Source organism: Ruegeria sp. BB5, from assembly GCF_056539405.1.
In genome coordinates this window covers 148,283-166,389 of record NZ_JBQFUX010000007.1, presented here as the reverse complement: position 1 = coordinate 166,389, position 18,107 = coordinate 148,283, and the positions used below count along the sequence as shown (strand labels likewise).

The 18,107-nt window shown below is 59.3% G+C and carries 18 protein-coding genes; 4 read left to right on the top strand and 14 right to left on the bottom strand.

Going from position 1 to position 18,107, the window contains the following annotated elements; translation table 11 throughout:
• Nucleotide 1: 1 nt before the first annotated feature.
• The 3 genes from ACR0DL_RS16045 to ACR0DL_RS16035 are packed head-to-tail and all read right to left on the bottom strand — an operon-like array spanning nt 2 to nt 3,159.
• Nucleotides 2–724 carry an MbnP family protein gene (locus ACR0DL_RS16045; protein WP_480690145.1) on the bottom strand — a complete coding sequence of 241 codons (723 nt, stop codon included), beginning with the start codon at nt 722–724 and terminating at the stop codon, nt 2–4.
• Entirely contained in the window at nt 724–1,842 is a 1,119-nt protein-coding gene (locus ACR0DL_RS16040) for a cytochrome-c peroxidase (RefSeq protein WP_170350921.1), read from the bottom strand. Before ACR0DL_RS16040 ends, ACR0DL_RS16045 begins: the two co-directional genes overlap by 1 nt.
• A gap of 18 nt (nt 1,843–1,860) precedes the next feature.
• Entirely contained in the window at nt 1,861–3,159 is a 1,299-nt protein-coding gene (locus tag ACR0DL_RS16035) for a hypothetical protein (protein WP_480690143.1), read from the bottom strand.
• A 306-nt stretch (nt 3,160–3,465) separates the two neighbouring features.
• On the opposite strand from ACR0DL_RS16035, the gene ACR0DL_RS16030 reads away from it, so the two are divergent.
• From ACR0DL_RS16030 to ACR0DL_RS16015, 4 genes are read left to right on the top strand one after another with little or no spacing between them, the layout of a single operon-like run.
• Entirely contained in the window at nt 3,466–5,565 is a 2,100-nt protein-coding gene (locus tag ACR0DL_RS16030; RefSeq protein WP_480690141.1) for a hydantoinase/oxoprolinase family protein, read from the top strand.
• Nucleotides 5,562–7,211 carry a hydantoinase B/oxoprolinase family protein gene (locus ACR0DL_RS16025; protein ID WP_480690139.1) on the top strand — a complete coding sequence of 550 codons (1,650 nt, stop codon included), beginning with the start codon at nt 5,562–5,564 and terminating at the stop codon, nt 7,209–7,211. The genes ACR0DL_RS16030 and ACR0DL_RS16025 overlap by 4 nt, the downstream gene beginning before the upstream one ends.
• Entirely contained in the window at nt 7,208–8,290 is a 1,083-nt protein-coding gene (locus tag ACR0DL_RS16020; protein WP_480690137.1) for a pyridoxal phosphate-dependent aminotransferase, read from the top strand. Before ACR0DL_RS16025 ends, ACR0DL_RS16020 begins: the two co-directional genes overlap by 4 nt.
• Nucleotides 8,287–9,027: a maleate cis-trans isomerase family protein gene (locus ACR0DL_RS16015; RefSeq protein WP_170397851.1), complete on the top strand. Its 741-nt coding sequence runs from the start codon at nt 8,287–8,289 to the stop codon at nt 9,025–9,027. Before ACR0DL_RS16020 ends, ACR0DL_RS16015 begins: the two co-directional genes overlap by 4 nt.
• 9 nt (nt 9,028–9,036) lie before the next feature.
• On the opposite strand, the gene ACR0DL_RS16010 is transcribed toward ACR0DL_RS16015, so the two are convergent.
• The 11 genes from ACR0DL_RS16010 to ACR0DL_RS15960 form a co-directional block, all read right to left on the bottom strand.
• Complete coding sequence (locus ACR0DL_RS16010; protein WP_480690189.1) at nt 9,037–10,137, bottom strand: alpha-hydroxy acid oxidase; 1,101 nt, start codon at nt 10,135–10,137, stop codon at nt 9,037–9,039.
• The gene (gene comE, locus ACR0DL_RS16005) at nt 10,137–10,691 is read right to left on the bottom strand and encodes a sulfopyruvate decarboxylase subunit beta (protein WP_170350915.1); all 555 of its coding nucleotides are present in this window, start codon (nt 10,689–10,691) and stop codon (nt 10,137–10,139) included. The genes ACR0DL_RS16010 and comE overlap by 1 nt, the downstream gene beginning before the upstream one ends.
• The gene (gene comD / locus ACR0DL_RS16000) at nt 10,688–11,194 is read right to left on the bottom strand and encodes a sulfopyruvate decarboxylase subunit alpha (protein WP_170362110.1); all 507 of its coding nucleotides are present in this window, start codon (nt 11,192–11,194) and stop codon (nt 10,688–10,690) included. The genes comE and comD overlap by 4 nt, the downstream gene beginning before the upstream one ends.
• A gap of 48 nt (nt 11,195–11,242) precedes the next feature.
• Entirely contained in the window at nt 11,243–11,653 is a 411-nt protein-coding gene (locus tag ACR0DL_RS15995) for a universal stress protein (protein ID WP_170350913.1), read from the bottom strand.
• Between the two features lie 23 nt (nt 11,654–11,676).
• On the bottom strand, nt 11,677–12,657 hold the full coding sequence (locus ACR0DL_RS15990) for an alcohol dehydrogenase catalytic domain-containing protein (protein WP_480690135.1): 981 nt from the start codon (nt 12,655–12,657) through the stop codon (nt 11,677–11,679).
• The gene (locus ACR0DL_RS15985; RefSeq protein ID WP_425082063.1) at nt 12,654–13,415 is read right to left on the bottom strand and encodes an SDR family NAD(P)-dependent oxidoreductase; all 762 of its coding nucleotides are present in this window, start codon (nt 13,413–13,415) and stop codon (nt 12,654–12,656) included. Before ACR0DL_RS15985 ends, ACR0DL_RS15990 begins: the two co-directional genes overlap by 4 nt.
• Complete coding sequence (gene hisD / locus ACR0DL_RS15980) at nt 13,408–14,715, bottom strand: histidinol dehydrogenase (protein WP_170350910.1); 1,308 nt, start codon at nt 14,713–14,715, stop codon at nt 13,408–13,410. Before hisD ends, ACR0DL_RS15985 begins: the two co-directional genes overlap by 8 nt.
• A 12-nt stretch (nt 14,716–14,727) precedes the next feature.
• The gene (locus ACR0DL_RS15975; protein ID WP_058282850.1) at nt 14,728–16,056 is read right to left on the bottom strand and encodes a TRAP transporter large permease; all 1,329 of its coding nucleotides are present in this window, start codon (nt 16,054–16,056) and stop codon (nt 14,728–14,730) included.
• Between the two features lie 11 nt (nt 16,057–16,067).
• Nucleotides 16,068–16,580, bottom strand: coding sequence for a TRAP transporter small permease (locus tag ACR0DL_RS15970; protein WP_170350908.1), 513 nt, complete (start codon nt 16,578–16,580; stop codon nt 16,068–16,070).
• Between the two features lie 111 nt (nt 16,581–16,691).
• On the bottom strand, nt 16,692–17,837 hold the full coding sequence (locus ACR0DL_RS15965; RefSeq protein ID WP_480648497.1) for a TRAP transporter substrate-binding protein: 1,146 nt from the start codon (nt 17,835–17,837) through the stop codon (nt 16,692–16,694).
• Nucleotides 17,838–17,861: 24 nt separating this feature from the next.
• A complete protein-coding gene (locus ACR0DL_RS15960) occupies nt 17,862–18,047 on the bottom strand; it encodes a hypothetical protein (RefSeq protein ID WP_170350906.1) in 186 nt (61 codons plus the stop codon).
• Nucleotides 18,048–18,107 lie beyond the last annotated feature (60 nt).

The window sequence follows — 18,107 nt, the reverse complement described above, 5'->3', positions numbered from 1 at the left end:
CTCAGAAACTCGGCGCGATCATGTTGGCATAGTTGTTGGCCAGCACCTCGGCATCAGTGCGGTTGAACTTGACCGAGGGCAGCGCCTGCATGTCGATCTGTGCCGCATTGTCGAATAGTTTCGCCAGATCGACGGTCAGATGAACCTCTTGCTTTCCGTCTGCCAAAACCACTGCCGGAACTGAAAACTCGACCTCGCGCGCGTTCTCGGAAAACCCCACGTGATAGACCAGGGGGGACACGTCCCCACCCACTTGCAGCGCCCCTTCGAATACGACAAATTTGTACCCGACCTCCCAATTCCAGGCCATCTGACTGTTGGGGTCCAGGTCCCCGCGCACCTCAATCGAGCTGTTCGCAACCGGATCGACACCGATCAGAAACCGCACAGTTTCAATCGATGGCAATGGCACGGCAGGCAAGGTGATCGAATGCGCGCTGTCCGCATTGTCAAAGCGCAGCAAATGATAACTTTCGGGTTCGGGATAGGTTTCATCCCCGTGCCCGAAAGACAGGTTGCTGAGGTAAAACCTGAAGTCGCGCACCCTGAAAAGACCCTGCCCGCCCGGATTATCATAGATGAATTGATCATAGATCAGAGGCTCATCCCCCATCTGGGCGTGGAATGTCAGCGTGATCGGCGTGGCTTTGTTTTGCCCCGGGTTCAGCACGAACCACCCCGCGATCAGGACCACCAAGGCTGAAACTACAATGATCGGACGCATCACGACCCTCCCTCGAACGGGTTGGAAAACTGCGGGTTGGTCAGAAACGCCTCATCCGTCAGAGTGTGCAGGAAGGCGATGATGGCCTGGATTTCATCGGGCGTCATGCGCAGGCCCACCGTTTCCTGCCCCGCCTCGGGCGCGTTGTCGGCCTCAAGGATCAACGGGCTGAGTGTATCGCTGACCACGATACCATCGTTGTAATGGTCCATTACATCCTCCAGCGTGTCGAACCGACCGTCATGCATGTAGGGAGCTGTGACGGCGATGTTGCGCAGGGTCGGAACCTTGAAAAACCCCTTATGCGCCGGGTTGCCCGTCACCGCCATCAGACCGTCGGGCAAGGTCTCATCCGGATCCAGCCCGTTGTTGGAAAACCCGTCCAGCGCATCGCGAAAGCCCGAGGTCAGGAACTGACTGTGGCAATCGATGCAATTGCCGCCCCTCAGGGACACCTTGGTATCGGGATGCGCCATGAACAGCTTGCGCCCATGTTCTTCCTGCGCGGTCAGCCGGACCTCACCCCGTAGGTATTGATCGTATTTCGAGTTTGACGAGATCAAAAGCCGCATGAAAGTCGCCAGCGCCTTGGCCGTATTTTCGGGCGTGACCGCACCATAGGCTTGACGAAACATCTTGCGATAAGACCCTGAGGCCTGAAGCTCTTCCATCAGCGCATCGATATCCTGCCCCATCTCATCCGGATGTTGGATCGGCATCAAAGCCTGCTCTTCCAACGAGGTCGCACGGCCGTTCCAGAAAAACCTCTCCTGCCCCCAAAGCAAATTGGCGAGGCTCATCGAACTAAAGTCCAGCTCACCCCCGGACAATGTCGGCGACTTTGCCAGCCCATCGGTAAACGCCAATTCCTGCACGTGACAGGTTGCGCAGGACACCTCATTGTTGCCCGACAGGATGGGGTCATAGAACAGGTGCCGGCCCAACGTGAACGCCTCTTGCGTCAGCGGGTTGTCGGGCGGAACGGCAAACCGCCCGAACACAAAAGGGGCTGAGAAATCGGCAATGGGCGTTGCCGTCGGGCCGCGCATCCGATCCCAGACCATCCAACCAGCCACCGCAATCCCTGCGGCGGCCAGGATCAACACAACCCAACGCATTCCGCCCCCCAACGGCCGTCAGTGGTGGTGAACAAACCCCGAGCCGAACAGTCCTTCGAGGTTATCCACTCCCTTGTTGTAACGCTCTTTGAAATCAATCGTGGCCAGACGCTCTCCGGTCTCCAGATCATGAACCGAGATCGTATGGCTGGCCAGATCGGCGATGAAATCCACATCGGTCGGATCATCTTCAGCCCCGTTGCCCAGATTCAGCAGATTGTTCTGAACGGCAATCAAATCGCGCCCCGAAGCCGAGGTGAAAAAGATCATATGATGCGCCCCCGGATCGGCGACGATATCCGGCCCGCTGGGCACCAGCTCGGGCAACGCGGCCAATTCATAGCGTTTCACCACACCCGGCAGGGCATGCGAGATGAACAGCTCATCCTCGGTGCCGTAGAATTCCAGAGGTACAGCCGTTTCATTGGCAACACCGCTATAGATCACTTCGGCCTCACCAAAACTCTTGGAACTGGCGTCATAAGGTACTTTCCACGTCTCGAACCCGAACATTGTATTGGCCAGAATGGCCGGTTCGATATCTGGATGGATGCCCGGGCGGGCAAACAGCACCTCGACCGGAGAGGACGGAAAGTCCAGCGGCTTTTCTTTCTCAACCACGATGTTTTCAATGGGCTCCAGCGCGTTCAGATCAATGACTGTCAGCATGTTGCCAACACCGGTGGCCAGATCCGGATGCACGGTCGACGTCACGACCATGCGGTCCTCAAAAGCCGAGATACCATGCGGATACATGATATAGGGCGCGCCTTCGCCCACCTGGCTTTTGCGGGCTTCGATCACTTTTACGACTTCATTCGTCTGTGGATCAAAAACGCCCACCGAACCGCCATCATCGCCGCCGGTTCCGCCCATGAAGGTCACGAACATGTATTCCTGACCGTTCGAATTGGCCCACATGATGTCTTCACCCACCATCTGTCCCTGCGTATCCAGACAGGTAAAGCCCGAAATTACCGGCGCACCGCCCGCATCGCGGGCCAACCCGACCTCGGCCAGACTGCACGAGGGATCAAGCCCCGTGGCATAGAGCCTGCCATTCGGGCTGTAATACAGATGGTGCAAGGGATGCTCCATCTCAGGCTGTTCTACTTCGCTGAGGATTTCTCCGAACCGATCCGACTCCGGGTCCAGCTCAATGATTGCGATACTGTGACTCGTATCCAGCGTCGGCAGCCCGCGCAGCAGCACCATGCCCTGGCTTTCCTCGCGGTCCTGCGACAATGCGGGCGACAGACCTGCCAGTATCAGGCCCGCACCGATCAGAACACTACGTGTAGTATGGCTGAATTTCATAACTTCCCCCCCTGAGATGAAATTTAGGAATACTTGTGAATAAGATGCACCTTACCCGACGTCATATCACAATACTGGAATGGAACCAAATTCATGGGGGCCGAAAGATTTGTTGACGGATGGGGCATTCCTCACTCAATGTTCTAGGCATCAGAGGATAAGGAACCGAAGCTGTGACAGCCACCCTTCGACAACCGATGATGCGTCGCGACACCGGGTGCGATCTGGTCGTCTAACCCGCGGGGACAGACCGTTATCATCTGACCCGGCTTCGGGTTTGTTCCACCTTTTCAGGCTGATACCCAAATGATCCAACCAGATGGATTGCGCATGGCAATCGATATCGGCGGTACGTTCACTGATACCGTCCTGCTGAACAGCGCATCGCAGGTGGTGGCAACCACCAAAACTCCCACCACTCCACATCGCCCTGCCCTTGGTGCCGTTGCGGGTGCCACGCATGTGCTTGAAGCCGCTGGTGCCGATTGGCATCGGGTAACCGGTTTCATTCATGGCACCACGCTGGCCACCAACGCGTTGATCGAACGACGCGGGGCCACGACCGCCACCATCACCACGCGTGGGTTCCGGGATATCCTCGAGATTGCTTATGAGCGGCGCTACAGCCAATATGCGATTGATCTGGTCAAACCCGACCTGATCGTACCGCGTACCCATTCGCTGACCATCGGTGGGCGCATGGACGTCAACGGGCAGGAACTGGAACCGTTGGACGCGGCGGCCATCGGGCCTTTGGTGGACCAACTGACGGCGCTTGAGGTCGAGGCCGTCGCCATCTGCCTGCTGCACGCCTATGCCAACCCTGCACATGAACTGGCCCTGCGCGATCTGCTGGCGCTGCATATGCCCGATCTGGTCATCTCTCTCAGCCACGAGGTCAGCCCCGAAGCGCGCGAGTTCGACCGGCTGTGTACCACCATTGCCAATGCCTACGTGCAGCCGCTCATGGCCGGATATCTGCAGGATTTTGAGGCGCGCTTTCGGCAGATGGGATTAACCTGCCCGATCCTGATGATGACAGCAGGCGGCGGCATGACCACGCTGGACACCGCCGCCCGGCTGCCGATCCGATTGGTGGAATCTGGCCCCGCCGGGGGCGCCATTCTGGCCGCCCGCATCGCCGAGGCCACGGGCGAAACCGACGTGTTGTCCTTTGACATGGGCGGCACCACCGCCAAGCTGTGCCTGATCGACGAATATCGCCCTCAGACCGCTCGCAAATTTGAAATCTCACGGGCCGAACGCTTTATCAAAGGCTCGGGCATGCCGGTTCGGATACCGGTAATCGAGATGATCGAGATCGGTGCCGGGGGCGGTTCCATCGCCAGTGTAGACCGCCTGGGCCGCATTCAGGTTGGCCCCCACAGTGCCGGATCAGATCCCGGGCCGGCAGCCTTTGGAAAGGGCGGGGAAAACCCGACGGTCACCGATTCCGATCTGACGCTGGGCTTGATCGAGCCTGGGCATTTTGCCGAAGGACGGCTGCAGATCGATCAGAGCGCAGCGCAACAGGCGATGGCGAAAGATGTGGGCGACCCTTTGAGCCTTAACCCCGATCAGGCCGCCTTTGCGGTCAGTGAGATTGTCGACGAAAGCATGGCCAGCGCAGGTCGTATGCACGCGGTCGAATCCGGCAAGGTTCTTGGCCACCGGTTGATGATCGCGTTTGGCGGCAACGGTCCGTTGCACGCCACTCGTGTGGCTCGGCGTGCCCAGATGCGGCGCGTACTGATCCCGCGTGATCCGGGCGTCGGGTCGGCCGTCGGGTTCCTGTTTGCACCGGTCTCTTATGAGGTCATCCGGTCACGCTATGCCCGGTTGGACAGTCTGGATATCGACGGGTTGAACCAGTTCTTCGACAGTATGCAGGCCGAGGCTGAACAGGTTGTTCGCGCCGGTGCGCCCGACGGGGCACTGCTGCAACGCCGGATCGCCTATATGCGATATCACGGTCAGGGGCATGAGATCGAAATCCGCCTGCCCGACCGGGCTTTGGCGACCTCAGATTTAGATGCGCTGAGGCAAGCGTTTGAGACGGAATACAGCCGACAGTTCAGCCGGATCGTGCCCGGCATGACGATCGAGATTCTGAACTGGGGGCTGTCTGTTTCATCGCCCGCAACTGCGCATGAACCTTATCCCGACAACCCGGTCCATCAACAGGCAGAAACCACCGAACAGCGCCAGATCCTGTGCGACGTCACCGGAGAATGGCGCGCCGCAGGCGTCTACAACCGCACCGACCTGACATCCGGAGCCGCGCTCAGCGGTCCGGCGCTGATTGTCGAGGCACAAACGACCACATTTGTTAGCGCAGATTTCAGCGCAACCGTGGATGGCCAGGGCAATATCTGGCTGACGCGGCAAGAGGAGGCCCAGGGATGATCCAGTCAGATACACGCCTGCAAGTGATGTGGAACCGACTTCTGGCCGTGGTCGAGGAACAGGGTCAGGCGCTGATCCGCGCGGCCTTCAGCCCCATTGTGCGCGAATGCGGCGATATCTCGGCCGGGATATTCGACATGCAGGGCCGGATGCTGGCACAAGCTGTCACCGGCACGCCCGGACATATCAACACCATGGCCGAGGCGGTCAAAACTCTGCGCGCCAGATTTGCCCAGACCGATATGAAACCCGGCGACATCTATATGACCAACGATCCGTGGATCGCCTCGGGTCACCTGAACGACTTTTTGCTGATGATGCCCGTGTTCCACGGCGATACCGTCATCGGCTATACGGCCTGTACCTCGCATCTGGTCGACCTCGGCGGGTTGGGCATGGGGCCGGAAGGGTCGGATATCTATGACGAAGGGCTGCTGATCCCGCCCTGCAAACTGGTCAGCCAAGGCGAGGTCAACGCGCTGGTGCTTGAGATCGTCAAAGCCAACTCTCGCGAACCCATCGCCAACGAGGGCGACATTTATGCCCTGATCGCCTGTTGCGAGGCCGGGTCAACAAGGCTGGTTCAGATGATGCAGGAATTTGGCATCACCGACCTGAGCGCGCTGTCCGAATACATCATCGAAACGTCACGTCGCGGTACGCTAGATGCTATCGCCGGCCTTCCCAAGGGCACATGGCAACATGTGCTGAAAGTAGATGGTTACGACGAAGAGATCGAGCTGCACGCAGCGCTGACCATCGCCGATGATCACCTGTTGCTGGACTTCGACGGCACAGCGGCCTGTGTGGGTAAAGGGATCAACGTGCCACTGAACTATGCAACCGCCTATTCCGTCTTTGCCCTGCGTTGCATCATCGGGGCGGATATCCCGAACAATGCGGGTTCGCTCGATCCGTTTCGGGTGACCGGCCCCAAGGGTTGTATCCTGAACGCGCAACCTCCGGCACCGGTGGCGATGCGGCACACGTTGGGGCAGATGACCCCCGACCTGGTCTATGGCTGCCTGTCGCAGGCCCTGCCTGAAAAGGTTCCGGCCGAGGGGGCATCATGCATGTACGATCTGCCCCTGCGCCACGCGCCTGAAGCGATCGACCGGGGCGATAACCAGTTTGCGTTGGAATTGGTGTTCAATGGCGGCACAGGCGCACGCCCCGGGCTGGACGGTCTGTCGGCCACGGCCTTTCCCAGCGGCGTTTGGGGCAGTCAGGTCGAAACCACCGAGGCGGTTGCCCCTGTGCTTTTTCACCATCGTGAACTGCGGCCCGATTCCGGTGGCGCCGGGCGTCTGCGCGGCGGTCTGGGGCAGCATATCGAACTCAGCGCGTCCAAGGATCAGGATTTGATGCTGTTCCTGTCGGTCGAGCGGATCAAAAACCCTGCCAACGGCCGAGAAGGTGGGTTGGACGGCGCGCCCGGTCGCATCACCGTGATGCCGGAAAACCGCCAACTGCCGGGCAAAGGTGAGGTTCGGATCAAGGCCGGTGAAACGCTGATCTTTGAAACTCCGGGTGGGGGTGGCTTTGGCCTGCCCGAGGAACGCTCGGAGGAGGCGGTGCAAAGCGACGTCCGCGCGGGCCTTGTCAGCGAGGCGATGGCCCAAACCCAGTATCGGAGGCAAACATGACCCAACCGCACCCGCATATTGCGTGCATGTCCCCCTATGCGCTGGCCAACCTTGACGCGCCCGAGGGCAAAACCCTGATCTCGCTGTCGCAAAATGAAAGCCTGCGCCCGCCCAGCCCCAAGGCGACCGAGGCGGCGGCGCAGGCGTTGGGCAGCTCAATGCTCTATCCCGATCCGGACTGGACGGACCTGCGGCACGCACTGGCCGAACTGCACGGGATAGATCCCGATGGTATTTTGTGCGGCAACGGATCGCTCGACCTGATCGGATGCCTGGCGCGTGTGTTCGCAGGGCCAGACCGGGCGGTGCTGGCGCCCGCCCATGCCTATCCGTTCTTTCAAACGGCGGCGCAGGTGACAAACGCGCGGTTCGACCCTGCCGCCGAAGTAGATGCCGTCGTCAGTGTCGACGCCATGCTTGCCGCGGTCCAACCGGATACCGGGATCGTCTTTGTCGCAAACCCCGGCAACCCGACCGGCACGCGCATTCCGAAAGCCGAACTTGTCCACCTGCGTCAGGGCCTGCGGCCTGACATCGTGTTGGTGATCGATGAAGCGTATGGCGAATTTTCTGATCACCTGGGCGAGCGGTGTTTCGATCTGGTTCAGGGCGGAAACACAGTTGTTTTACGCACGTTTTCAAAAGCATACGGCATGGCGGGGTATCGCGTCGGGTGGGGTCTGTTCCCACCTGCCATCGCCGGAGAGTTGCGTAAAGTGATGAACCCGAACAACGTCCCGGCCAGCGCCCAAATAGCTGCCGCGGCAGCCGCGCGGGACGATGCCTATATGCGCGAAACCTGCGAGATCACCGCAAGCTTGCGGGATCAGGCAACGGCCCAGTTGAAACAGGCTGGGTTCGCGCCTTATCCCAGTTTCACCAACTTTGTGCTGCTCAACATGGGCAGCACCGAAGCCGCAGCAAGCGCGGACCAAAGGTTGCGGTCCGAGGGCGTATTCCTGCGCCCACAAGGCGGCGCGGGCCTGCCTCATACCCTGCGCATGACCGTCGGTCCGCAGGCGGCGATGGTCAAAGCGATAGAAATCCTGACGCAATGGAAACAGGAAGAACAGATATGACAGCTTCCAGAGGGCGGGCCCGGTTCGGTCTGCTGGTGCCCTTCACCAACACCAATTTTGAGCCTGACCTGGCCCTGATGTCCCCGGCAGGCGTTTCACTGCACGTAGCCCGATTGGGTGGGTATGACGAGGATGAAATCCCCGACGAATCCCAGATGCACGATCTAGGGGCCGCCGACTTGGATGAGCCTTTGCGCCTGTTGATGGGAACCAAGCCGGACGTTGTCTTTTATGGATGCACCTCGGCCACACTGACTCATGGCCCCGAGTTCGACCGAGATCTGGCCAACCGCATCAGCGCCGATAGCGGGGCCAAGACGGTGACCGCAGCGGGGGCGTTGGTGCATGCGTTGTCCACCCTGGGGGCCAAGCGTATCGGTTTCGCCTCGCCCTATGTTCCGGCGATCAACGACATGGCGATTGCTTTTCTGGGCAAGCTGGGGGTGGACACGATCCAACGCTCGGAAGTGTCTGAACCGCTTGGCAATGAAGGCCAGGGGGCGTTAGAGCCGGATGCCGTATTCGAACTGGGCCGCGGGGCTGATCACCCCGAGGCCGACGCGCTGGTTCTGTCCTGCACCGACATGCGCAGCGTCGAGGTCATAGCCCGGCTGGAAGACGTGGTTGGGAAACCGGTGATCAGCTCAAACCAGGCGATGCTGTTTCAGGCGTTGCAACTGTTGAATATCGATGAACCCATCCCCGGGTACGGACAGCTATTGGAACGCGAAAGGTGATCCGAGCGGTCAATCCTTCAGTTCACCAACGGATGTCACTCCGATTTGGGCCATGGTGATGCTGAATTCTTCGCTCAACACATCCCAAAGCTGCTGCAGGCCCGCCTCGCCTGCGGCGGCCATGGCAAATTGCAGGATGCGGCCAAAGAACACATAATCCGCACCCGCGGATAGGGCCTTTATGGCGTCCTCACCGGACTGCAACCCGCTGTCATAGAACAACGGGTATTCGTCGCCCACGGCGGTGCGGATCTCTCGCAGCGCTTCAATCGCCGCCGGGGCGCTGTCCAGCTGCCGCGCGCCATGGCTTGAGACCTGAAGGGCATCAGCGCCCGCTGCTTTCACGGCCAGCGCATCCTCGGGGTCTAGCACCCCTTTGACGACCAGCTTGCCCTCCCATTGATCGCGCAGACGGGCCAGCGTCTCCCATGTTGCCTTTGCGCGGCTTTCGGTGCGGTCGAACTCGTAACCCTCAGTCAGAAAGTTCGCCATCTGAGGTTTACCTGCCATCAGGGTTGAAAGGGACCACTTCGGATGCAGGGCAAAGTCCACGAATTGGCGTGGGCCGATCCGAAAGGGCATCTTGAACCCATGGCGCAGCTCGCGCGGGCGCCGCCCGACCTCGGGAACATCCACGGTCAGCACCAGCGTCTCGTAACCTGCAGCTCGGGCGCGATCGACCAGCTTGAAAGTGCCCGAGCCGTCGCCGCTGAAATAAAGCTGGAACCAGGCGTTGCCTTCGGCTTCGACAACAATCTCCTCCATCGACGTCGAAGCGACCGTGGACACGCCCAACGGTACCGAATACTGCGCAGCCAGGCGGGCCAGCATCAGATCAGCCCCGGGTGCGGACAGGTTACACATGCCCATTGGCGCGATGCCGAAGGGGCGTTGTGTGGGCTGGCCGAAGACTTCGGTCGCCAGAGACCGTTCGCTGACGTCCCGCAACACCCGCGGGCGTATTGTCATAGCGTCCAGGGCGGCACGGTTGCGAGCCGCGCCGGTTCCAAGCCCCGCCGCGCCGTCAATGTAGTCGAATACCATCCACGGCAGACGCCGCCGCGAAATGCGGCGGGCGTCTTCTGCGCTGTGGATCGCGTTGCTTGGGATCAAGCCTGAACGGCCTTCATAAAGCGGTCACGGATGACTACCGGATCCATTGTGATGACAGGCATCTTGGCATTCCCGCTTTCGCATTTGCTGACAATGATGGTCATCTGTTTGGCATCCAGCGCCTCTTGCAGCACACGGCCTGTATCTTCGGCCTGGCATTCGATCACACGTTCGCACCCGGCAGCCTCGGCCATTTTCGCCAGAGAAGTTTTCTGCCCCGCATAGGTCGGTTGATCCCCGGTTGAGCCATAAGAGCCATTGTCGACGATCAGCAGGATATAGTTATCGGCCACGTTGTTGGCGATGGTCGGCAGCGTGCCAAGATTGGTCAGTATCGAACCATCCCCGTCAATAACGATCACCGGCTTCGGCTGCGACAGCGACAGCCCAAGACCGATGGATGAGGCCAGCCCCATCGTGCCCAGCATATAGAAATTGGTCGGCTGATCATCGATGGCGTGCAGTTCCTGGCTGGGGATACCGATGTTGCAGACAACCAGTTGATCACGCAGGATCGGGGCGATTTCTTTCAGAATCTCAGAACGGATCATTGGTCGCCGTAGCCTCCCCAGAAATTGGCATCGGTCAGGATTGCGACCGGCTTGTTGCACATGAAGGTGTATTTCAGGATCGCATCCAGTTCCTCGACATCCGCCTGATGGTGAAAGTGGTAGGTCGGGATGTTCATCTGCGCCAGCAAGGCTTTGGTGTGCACAGCCATCTCGACCTGGCAGGCCACGGGCTCGCGCAGCTCTCCACGATACGAGATCAGCATGGGCAGCGGCATGCGATAATACTGGATCAGCGTTGCCAGCGTGTTGATGGTCACTCCAATCGCCGTGTTCTGCATGATGATGGCCGGACGCTTACCGCCCATCCACGCGCCTGCGCACAGGCCCATCCCTTCGTCTTCCTTGTTTGACGGGATGTGGAAAATCTCGTCCCGCGCGTCGATCTCCTCGATCACGCCAGCAAGCTGCTTACACGGGACGGTGGTTACAAACGAAATATCGTTCGCCACCAGATCGTCAGTGATCTTCTTGTCTATGTTCATTTCCGGTCTGTCAGTCCTGTTTGGGGCGCCCGGGGCGCGATTGATGGTTCAGATGCCACGATGCACATGCACCGCACATCCGGCATGACGGACGACGCGCGACGCGGTCGATCCCAGAAAATAGTCGCTGAGGCCCGGCTTGTGCGAACCGATGACGATGCAGTCAAAATTATTGCTGTTGGCATAGTCAATGATGCTCCGGGCGGTGTGGCCCTTGACGATCTCGGGCTGGATGCCCTCAAGATCCTCAGTCTTTTCTTTCAATACTCTGGCAGCGGCCCGAAAGCCTTCCGCGACCATCTCTTTGTCCAGATAGGCACTGACCGAACCCTGTGGCATCTCATAGACGTGCAGCGCGACGATCTCGCCACCCTCGGCGGTCAGCGCGCGGGCGACCTCTAGCGTGTGTTGCGAAATATCGTGATCCAACGCCATTGGAACCAGAATTTTCTTATACATGAATCCCTCCGTTTCTTCCGGGCCTATGCCCACGGCATGAGGATGATTTTCGGTGCCGCAACGACCCCATTGCGCAAGTCACGAAACGCCTCGGCGCCTTCAGAAAGAGCCCGTTCTTCAACCCAATCCAAACCACCCAATCGGCCATCAAAAATGGCCTGCGCGGTTTGCCGGAAATCCTCGGCCGTATATGTATAGGTGCCGATAAAAGTGATTTCCTGCAAGGTCATGCGGCGTATATCCAGCCCTCCGGCGTCTTCGCCCAGCCCGACATGGGCAATTACCCCGCCCGGCTGAACTATCGTTGAGGCCATGGACCTAGTGGCAGCAAAACCGACCGCGTCGATCACAAGGGGGAAGTCTTGCATCGTCTCTTTGACCACGTTGAACGCACCAGTGCTCTGCAAATATGCGCGCCGTCCGTCGCTGGGTTCAACGATAACCACATCATCAACATCCATCGCAGACAATGCCAGCGCTGCGGCCACACCGATGGCGCCGCCGCCAATCACCAACGCTTTGCGATCCATCGTGGGATGCAGCGCCTCAAGGCCCAGCCGGACCGCGTGCCAACTGACCGCCAGAGGCTCGGCCAGCGCAGCCATTGCAAAGCTCACATGTGCCGGTACTTCGACCAGATTGCTGGCGGGCATGGCGACATATTGGGCAAAGGCCCCTTCACGCGGTGGCATTGAAATGATCTGACGGTTGGCGCACAGGTTCTCGCGCCCCGACTTGCACGCGCTGCACTTGCTACAACTCACCAGCGGGTTGATGGTGACGCGCGCGCCATCGCGTGGGCCGCCTACAATCGTGCCTGCGGCCTCGTGCCCAAGGATCAAGGGTGCCGGGCGGCGTGCATCGTGGCCCAGATAGGCGTGCATGTCCGATCCGCAGATGCCGGCGGCCTCGATCCGGATAAGATGTTCGGCTTCCCGCGGCGCAGCATCCGGGACATCCCGAAAGGCCACTTGTTCTACACCTTCATAGACCAGAGCTTTCATTTCGCCGTAAACCCTCCGTCAACCATCAGCACCTGCCCGGTGACGTAATCCGAGGCCTTCGAGCACAAAAACAGGATCGGCCCGTCGATATCCTCAACCCGCCCGTTGCGCTGGGTACAAGTCTGAGCCGCGTTGCGAGCGGCACGTTCGGGATCATCGAACACGGCTTGGGTCAGTTCGGTCGGGAAGAATCCCGGCCCGATGGCGTTGGCGGTGATCCCGTGCGGCGACCAGGCCTCGGCCATGGCGCGGGTCAGTTGCCCGATCCCGGCCTTGGTTGCACCATAACCAATGCCCCCCGGAAAAGCCCGTGTGGTTTGCAGCGAGGCGAAATTCACAATCCGTCCCCAACCGCGTTTCTTCATGGCAGGCACCATCGCCTGGCTCAGGAAAAACGGCGCGCTGAGGTTCAGCGCGAGCGTGGCATCCCAACCTTCGGCGGTGACATCATCCGCTGCTTCGCGCGTGTTTACCCCGGCCGCGTGAATAACAATGTCCGGCGATCCGAATTTCGAGCCTATCTGTTCCACCAACGCCCCTGTTACCGATCGATCGGCCACATCGGCAACCACGGTTTCGGCACGCTCACCGATTTCGCGTTTCAAATCTGACAGTGCCTCGGCCCGGCGGGCCACGCCAACCACCTGAGCACCGGCAGCAGCCAGAACAACCGCCACCCGGCGACCAAGCCCCGAACTGGCCCCGGTCACGCAGGCCACCTGCCCCGTCAGATCAAAGAGAGATCGGGGGTCATCCATCTGAGGTCAGGTCAAACTGTTCATCAGGAAAATACTTGGCCAGACGAACATCTGCCGCCCGGGCGTGCCCCTCCATCCCTTCCAGGCGGGAAATCCGGGCAGTTGCCACAGCAATGGGCTTTGAACCTTCGCGCGTGGCCCTCTGCCAGGTGACGATTTTCATGTACTTGTGAACACTCAGCCCGCCGGTATAGCTGGCCGCGCCGGATGTCGGTAGCACATGGTTGGTTCCGGTCGCTTTATCGCCGTAAGAAACCGTCGTTTCCTCACCCAGAAACAACGAGCCATAGCAGGTCAGCCGATTCAGCCACCAATCCAGATCTTCAGCCTGAACGGTCAGATGCTCGGGCGCGTATTCGTCCGAACAGGCCGCCATTTCTTCACGATCCGAACAAACGATCACCTCGGCATAGTCACGCCACGCGGCCGAGGCGTTTTCGCGATTCAGTTCCGGCAGGTCTTCGATAAGCGTTGGCACCAGTTCCATCACTTTTTCGGCCAAGGCACGATCATCAGTGACCAACCAAACCGGCGAGTTGTAGCCGTGTTCAGCCTGAGAGACCAAATCGGTCGCAACCACATGCGCATCGGATGAACTGTCGGCAAGGATCAGGCTGTCAGTAGGCCCTGCGATCATGTCGATGCCGACCTTGCCGTACAAGATACGTTTGGCTTCGGCGACAAACTGATTGCCAGGACCAACCAGGATATTGGCGCGCGGCAATCCGAACAGGCCATAGGTCATCGCGGCCACACCCTGCACGCCGCCCATGGCCAGAATGCTGTCGGCCCCGCAGATATGCGCCGCATAAACAATCGCCGGGGCAACCCCTGCGCCGGGACGCGGAGGGGAACAGGCCGTGATATGGCGGCACCCGGCAACCTTGGCCGTCGTGACCGTCATGATCGCGCTGGCGATATGGCTGTACCGGCCACCAGGCACATAGCATCCCGCCGCATCCACCGGGATCGCCTTTTGGCCAGCGACGAAACCCGGCACGATCTCCATCTGAACATCGGACACGGTTGCCTTTTGCGTTTCCGCAAAGCGGCGCACGTTATCATGGGCAAATCGGATGTCAGCCTTCAGTTTTTCCGGCACCAGCGCGATGGCGGCGTCAATCTCGTCTTGAGTCATTAGGACATTGCCGTCGAATTTGTCGAACTTGGCGGCATATTCCATGGCCTTGGCGTCGCCACCTGCCTCGATATCGGCAAGGATGGTCTTGACCGTTTCATGCACTTCGGACGCATGAGATTCAGGGGTCAGCGTCGCCTTTTTCAGATAGTCACGAGGCATAGTCAGCAAGTCCTATTGGTAGATTTCAGGTAGCAAAGTGGTCGACACCGCCGGGACATACGCGATCAGCAAAACCACGATAAGCATCGTTAATACGAAAGGCACAGCACGGGCGGCAATCTTCAGAATGGACTCGCCTGTAATGCCAGATACGACAAACAGGTTCAGGCCCAGAGGCGGGGTAATGAAACCCACACCCAACGCGGTGATCATCATGATACAGAACTGAATTTCGTTCATGCCGATATTGTCCGCCAACGGCTTGAGGATGGGGGCAAGGATGACGATATTCGGTGTCGTTTCCATGACACATCCAGCGGCAATCAGGATGCCGATCATCAGCAGGATCAGCAGATAGGGGTCATCGGTCAACGATGTGATCGAGGCCACGAACCCCTGCGGCACACCCATGATCGCCAGCGCCTCGGCTAAGGGAGCGGAGAAGGCGATGATGGGCAGGATAACGCCGTTCACCTTGGCGGAACTGACCAGCATTGAGGGGAAATCGGCCAGCGTCAGCGTACGCAGGATAAAGCCCATGATGATAGTGACAACAACGGCGGTGGCGCCGGCCTCCGTCGGAGTCAGACGCCCCGAGAAGATACCATAAAAGATAATGCCTGGCACGATAAAGGCGTACCAGCCGGATTTCAGCGCTTTGCCTAGATTGGCCAGCCATTCGCCCATAGTCATCATGCCGCCGCCCTCATAGGCATAGAGGCGATTCATGATGATGTTGGTGACCAGAATCGACACCAGAATGGCCAAACCGGGGATCAACGCCGCCAAGAACAGGGTCGAGGCAGAAATACCCAGAACAAGGCCGATGATGATATAGGCGATGGACGGCGGGATCAGGATCCCAGTACAGGCACCGGCGGCCACCAGCGCGCAGGCATAGGGGCGCGGATAACCACTTTCGACCAGCCGGTTGATGGTCATGCGGCCCACTGCGGCAGCCCCCGCCGCGTCCGAGCCGGAAATGGCCGCGAACATGCCGCAGACCAAAACGGTGGCGGATCCGAAACCGCCCTTGGCGAAACAGGTCAGCGCCTCGGCTACATCCAGAAACTTGCGCGATAGCCCAGTGCGCACCAGCACGTCGCCGGTCAGGATAAACAGCGGCACGGCGGTCAGCGCAAAAGCGTCGATGCCGGTGAACAGGCTTTCGCCAACAAGGCTGAGCGGCAGGTCGCCCGACATAATCAGCATGACAATCGCAGCCGTACCAATCGCGGCCCATACCGGAACCGCAAGCGCGATCAGGCCCACGAACATGATTACAGGCAGATAAAAATCCCAGCCCAGCTCAACGGTTTGATTGAGGGAATTCCAGAGCATCCTGTTTCTCCTCAGTCAAACAGCTTGTCGCCTTCGAAAACGGGCGTGCCGTCACGAAGGGATTTCAAATCACGCAGGAAGGATTGGATCAGACGCCAGATCATCAGCGCGAATCCGGTGGGCACCGCCATCAGGAACCACACCTTGGACACTCGCAGCCCGTCCGTCACCGAGCCGAACTTGGCCGAAACGTGGACCGCCTCGAACGACCAGTAAAGTGCAATGATCGCCACGACGAACATCACCAGGTCGCCGAATATATACAACAGCGCTTTGGGTCGTTGCGGCAAGTAATGCATGATTACGTCGATGCGGATATGGGCGCGTTCCCGGACCGCAGCCGCAGCCCCGATCCACGCAAGGTAAATGAAGGAATAGCGAACGATTTCCTCACCCCAGATCGAGGAAAACGCGAAAATCTCTCGCCGCAGAACCTCGATGGCCATCGTAATCACCAGCATCACGTAGAACACCAGCAGCAGCCAGCGTTCGGCGTTGCGGTCTATGTTTTGAAGAACGGTCATCGTATCCCTCGACAAAAGAGCAGTCAGGCGTTGGCCTTCTGTTACGGGCCGGTTTCGGCCTGACTGCTAAGGATGATAGCGGGCACGTTGGCTGCGCCCGTCGGCTTGGTATTACGCGTCGTGGACGTAGTATTTGCCCTGCGTTCCGGCCGCTTCGACCAGCTTTTCAAAATTGTCCATTGATCCGGCCAACTCGGTCTTGAACGGATCCCATTCCGACCGCTGATAGCCACCGACATCTTTCCACTCGGCCAACTGATCATCTGTCAGCGACTGGAATTGCACACCGGCCTTGTTCAGTTCAGCCATGGCAAAGGCGCGGGCCGAGGGTACTTTGGACAGGTTCTGGTGGCTGGTCATTTCCGCCCCCCACATGATGCCTTCCTGCACATCCGCAGGCATCGAGTTGAACCATTCCAGGTTACAGGAATAAACCTGACTGTCCGGCACTGCCTGCGTAAAGGTCACGTTGCTGAGGATGTCCTTGAACCCAAATACGTAAAGCGCCCCAACCGACGGATCGAGCGCATCGGCCACGCCCTGTTTGATCGCCGACGGCGTTTCACCCCAAGCCACCGGCGTCGGATTCGCGCCAACCATCCGGTAATATTGCTGCAACATCTTCGAGCCCGGCACGCGGAACTTGACACCGCTCATATCGCCCGGCGTGACGATTGGATTGCCGCCCTGACGCACCGCAACGACGCGCGGGTCGATCACCACATAGAACAGCGCCTTGAAACCTGCGGCCTCGACCTTTGGGTGAACCTCATTTTTCCAGGTGTCGGAATGCACCAGATTGGTGAAGCGTTGGTTCGAGCCGCACAGATAGGGCATGTTGATCAGGTCAACCGTGGACGCAAAAGGCGCGAAGTTCGACAGCGAATGCTGCGCGGCCTGAATGGTGCCGCCTTGCACTTTCTGCACCAGTGATCCGCCCGCACCCAGCTGACCACCCGGCGCCAGTTTCACATAAACCTTGCCATTGGTCGCATTCTGGATGTTTTCCTTCAGGTCCAGCTGCATGATCGGATAGCTGCGTGATGCGCCCAGCACGTAGGCCGTGGCGATTGTCATCACATGCTCTGCCGCGTTCTCGCGATCTTTCTCCTCTTTGGCGGTCTGCGCTGCGGCCTCGGACGACCACAGGACGCCACCCGCACCAGCGACCAGTGCGGCGGTGAAGGCACCACCTGCGCTAAGCTTTAGGAAATTGCGGCGCTCTGCCGAGGCCAGTTCTTTTCTGTCGTTGTTCATCAATTGCCCTCCCAAGCAAAAAAGTCAGCCGTCGCTTTCTGCGTCGCGGTCAGCTTCCCTTTTCAGAATTGCGACAACGAACAGGATCGACGCCGCGAACAGGACCAACATCTCTCCTACGTCCCCAAGAAACGCGCTGCCCGCAAATGCCCCCATGGCAACGTTCGCAAAATAGATGACGAACACGATGATGGATGCGGTCAGAAACATTTCTCAGGACTCCCTTTGGAATCGGTCCGGCCTCATTTGTAAGCGCTTACATGAAAAATG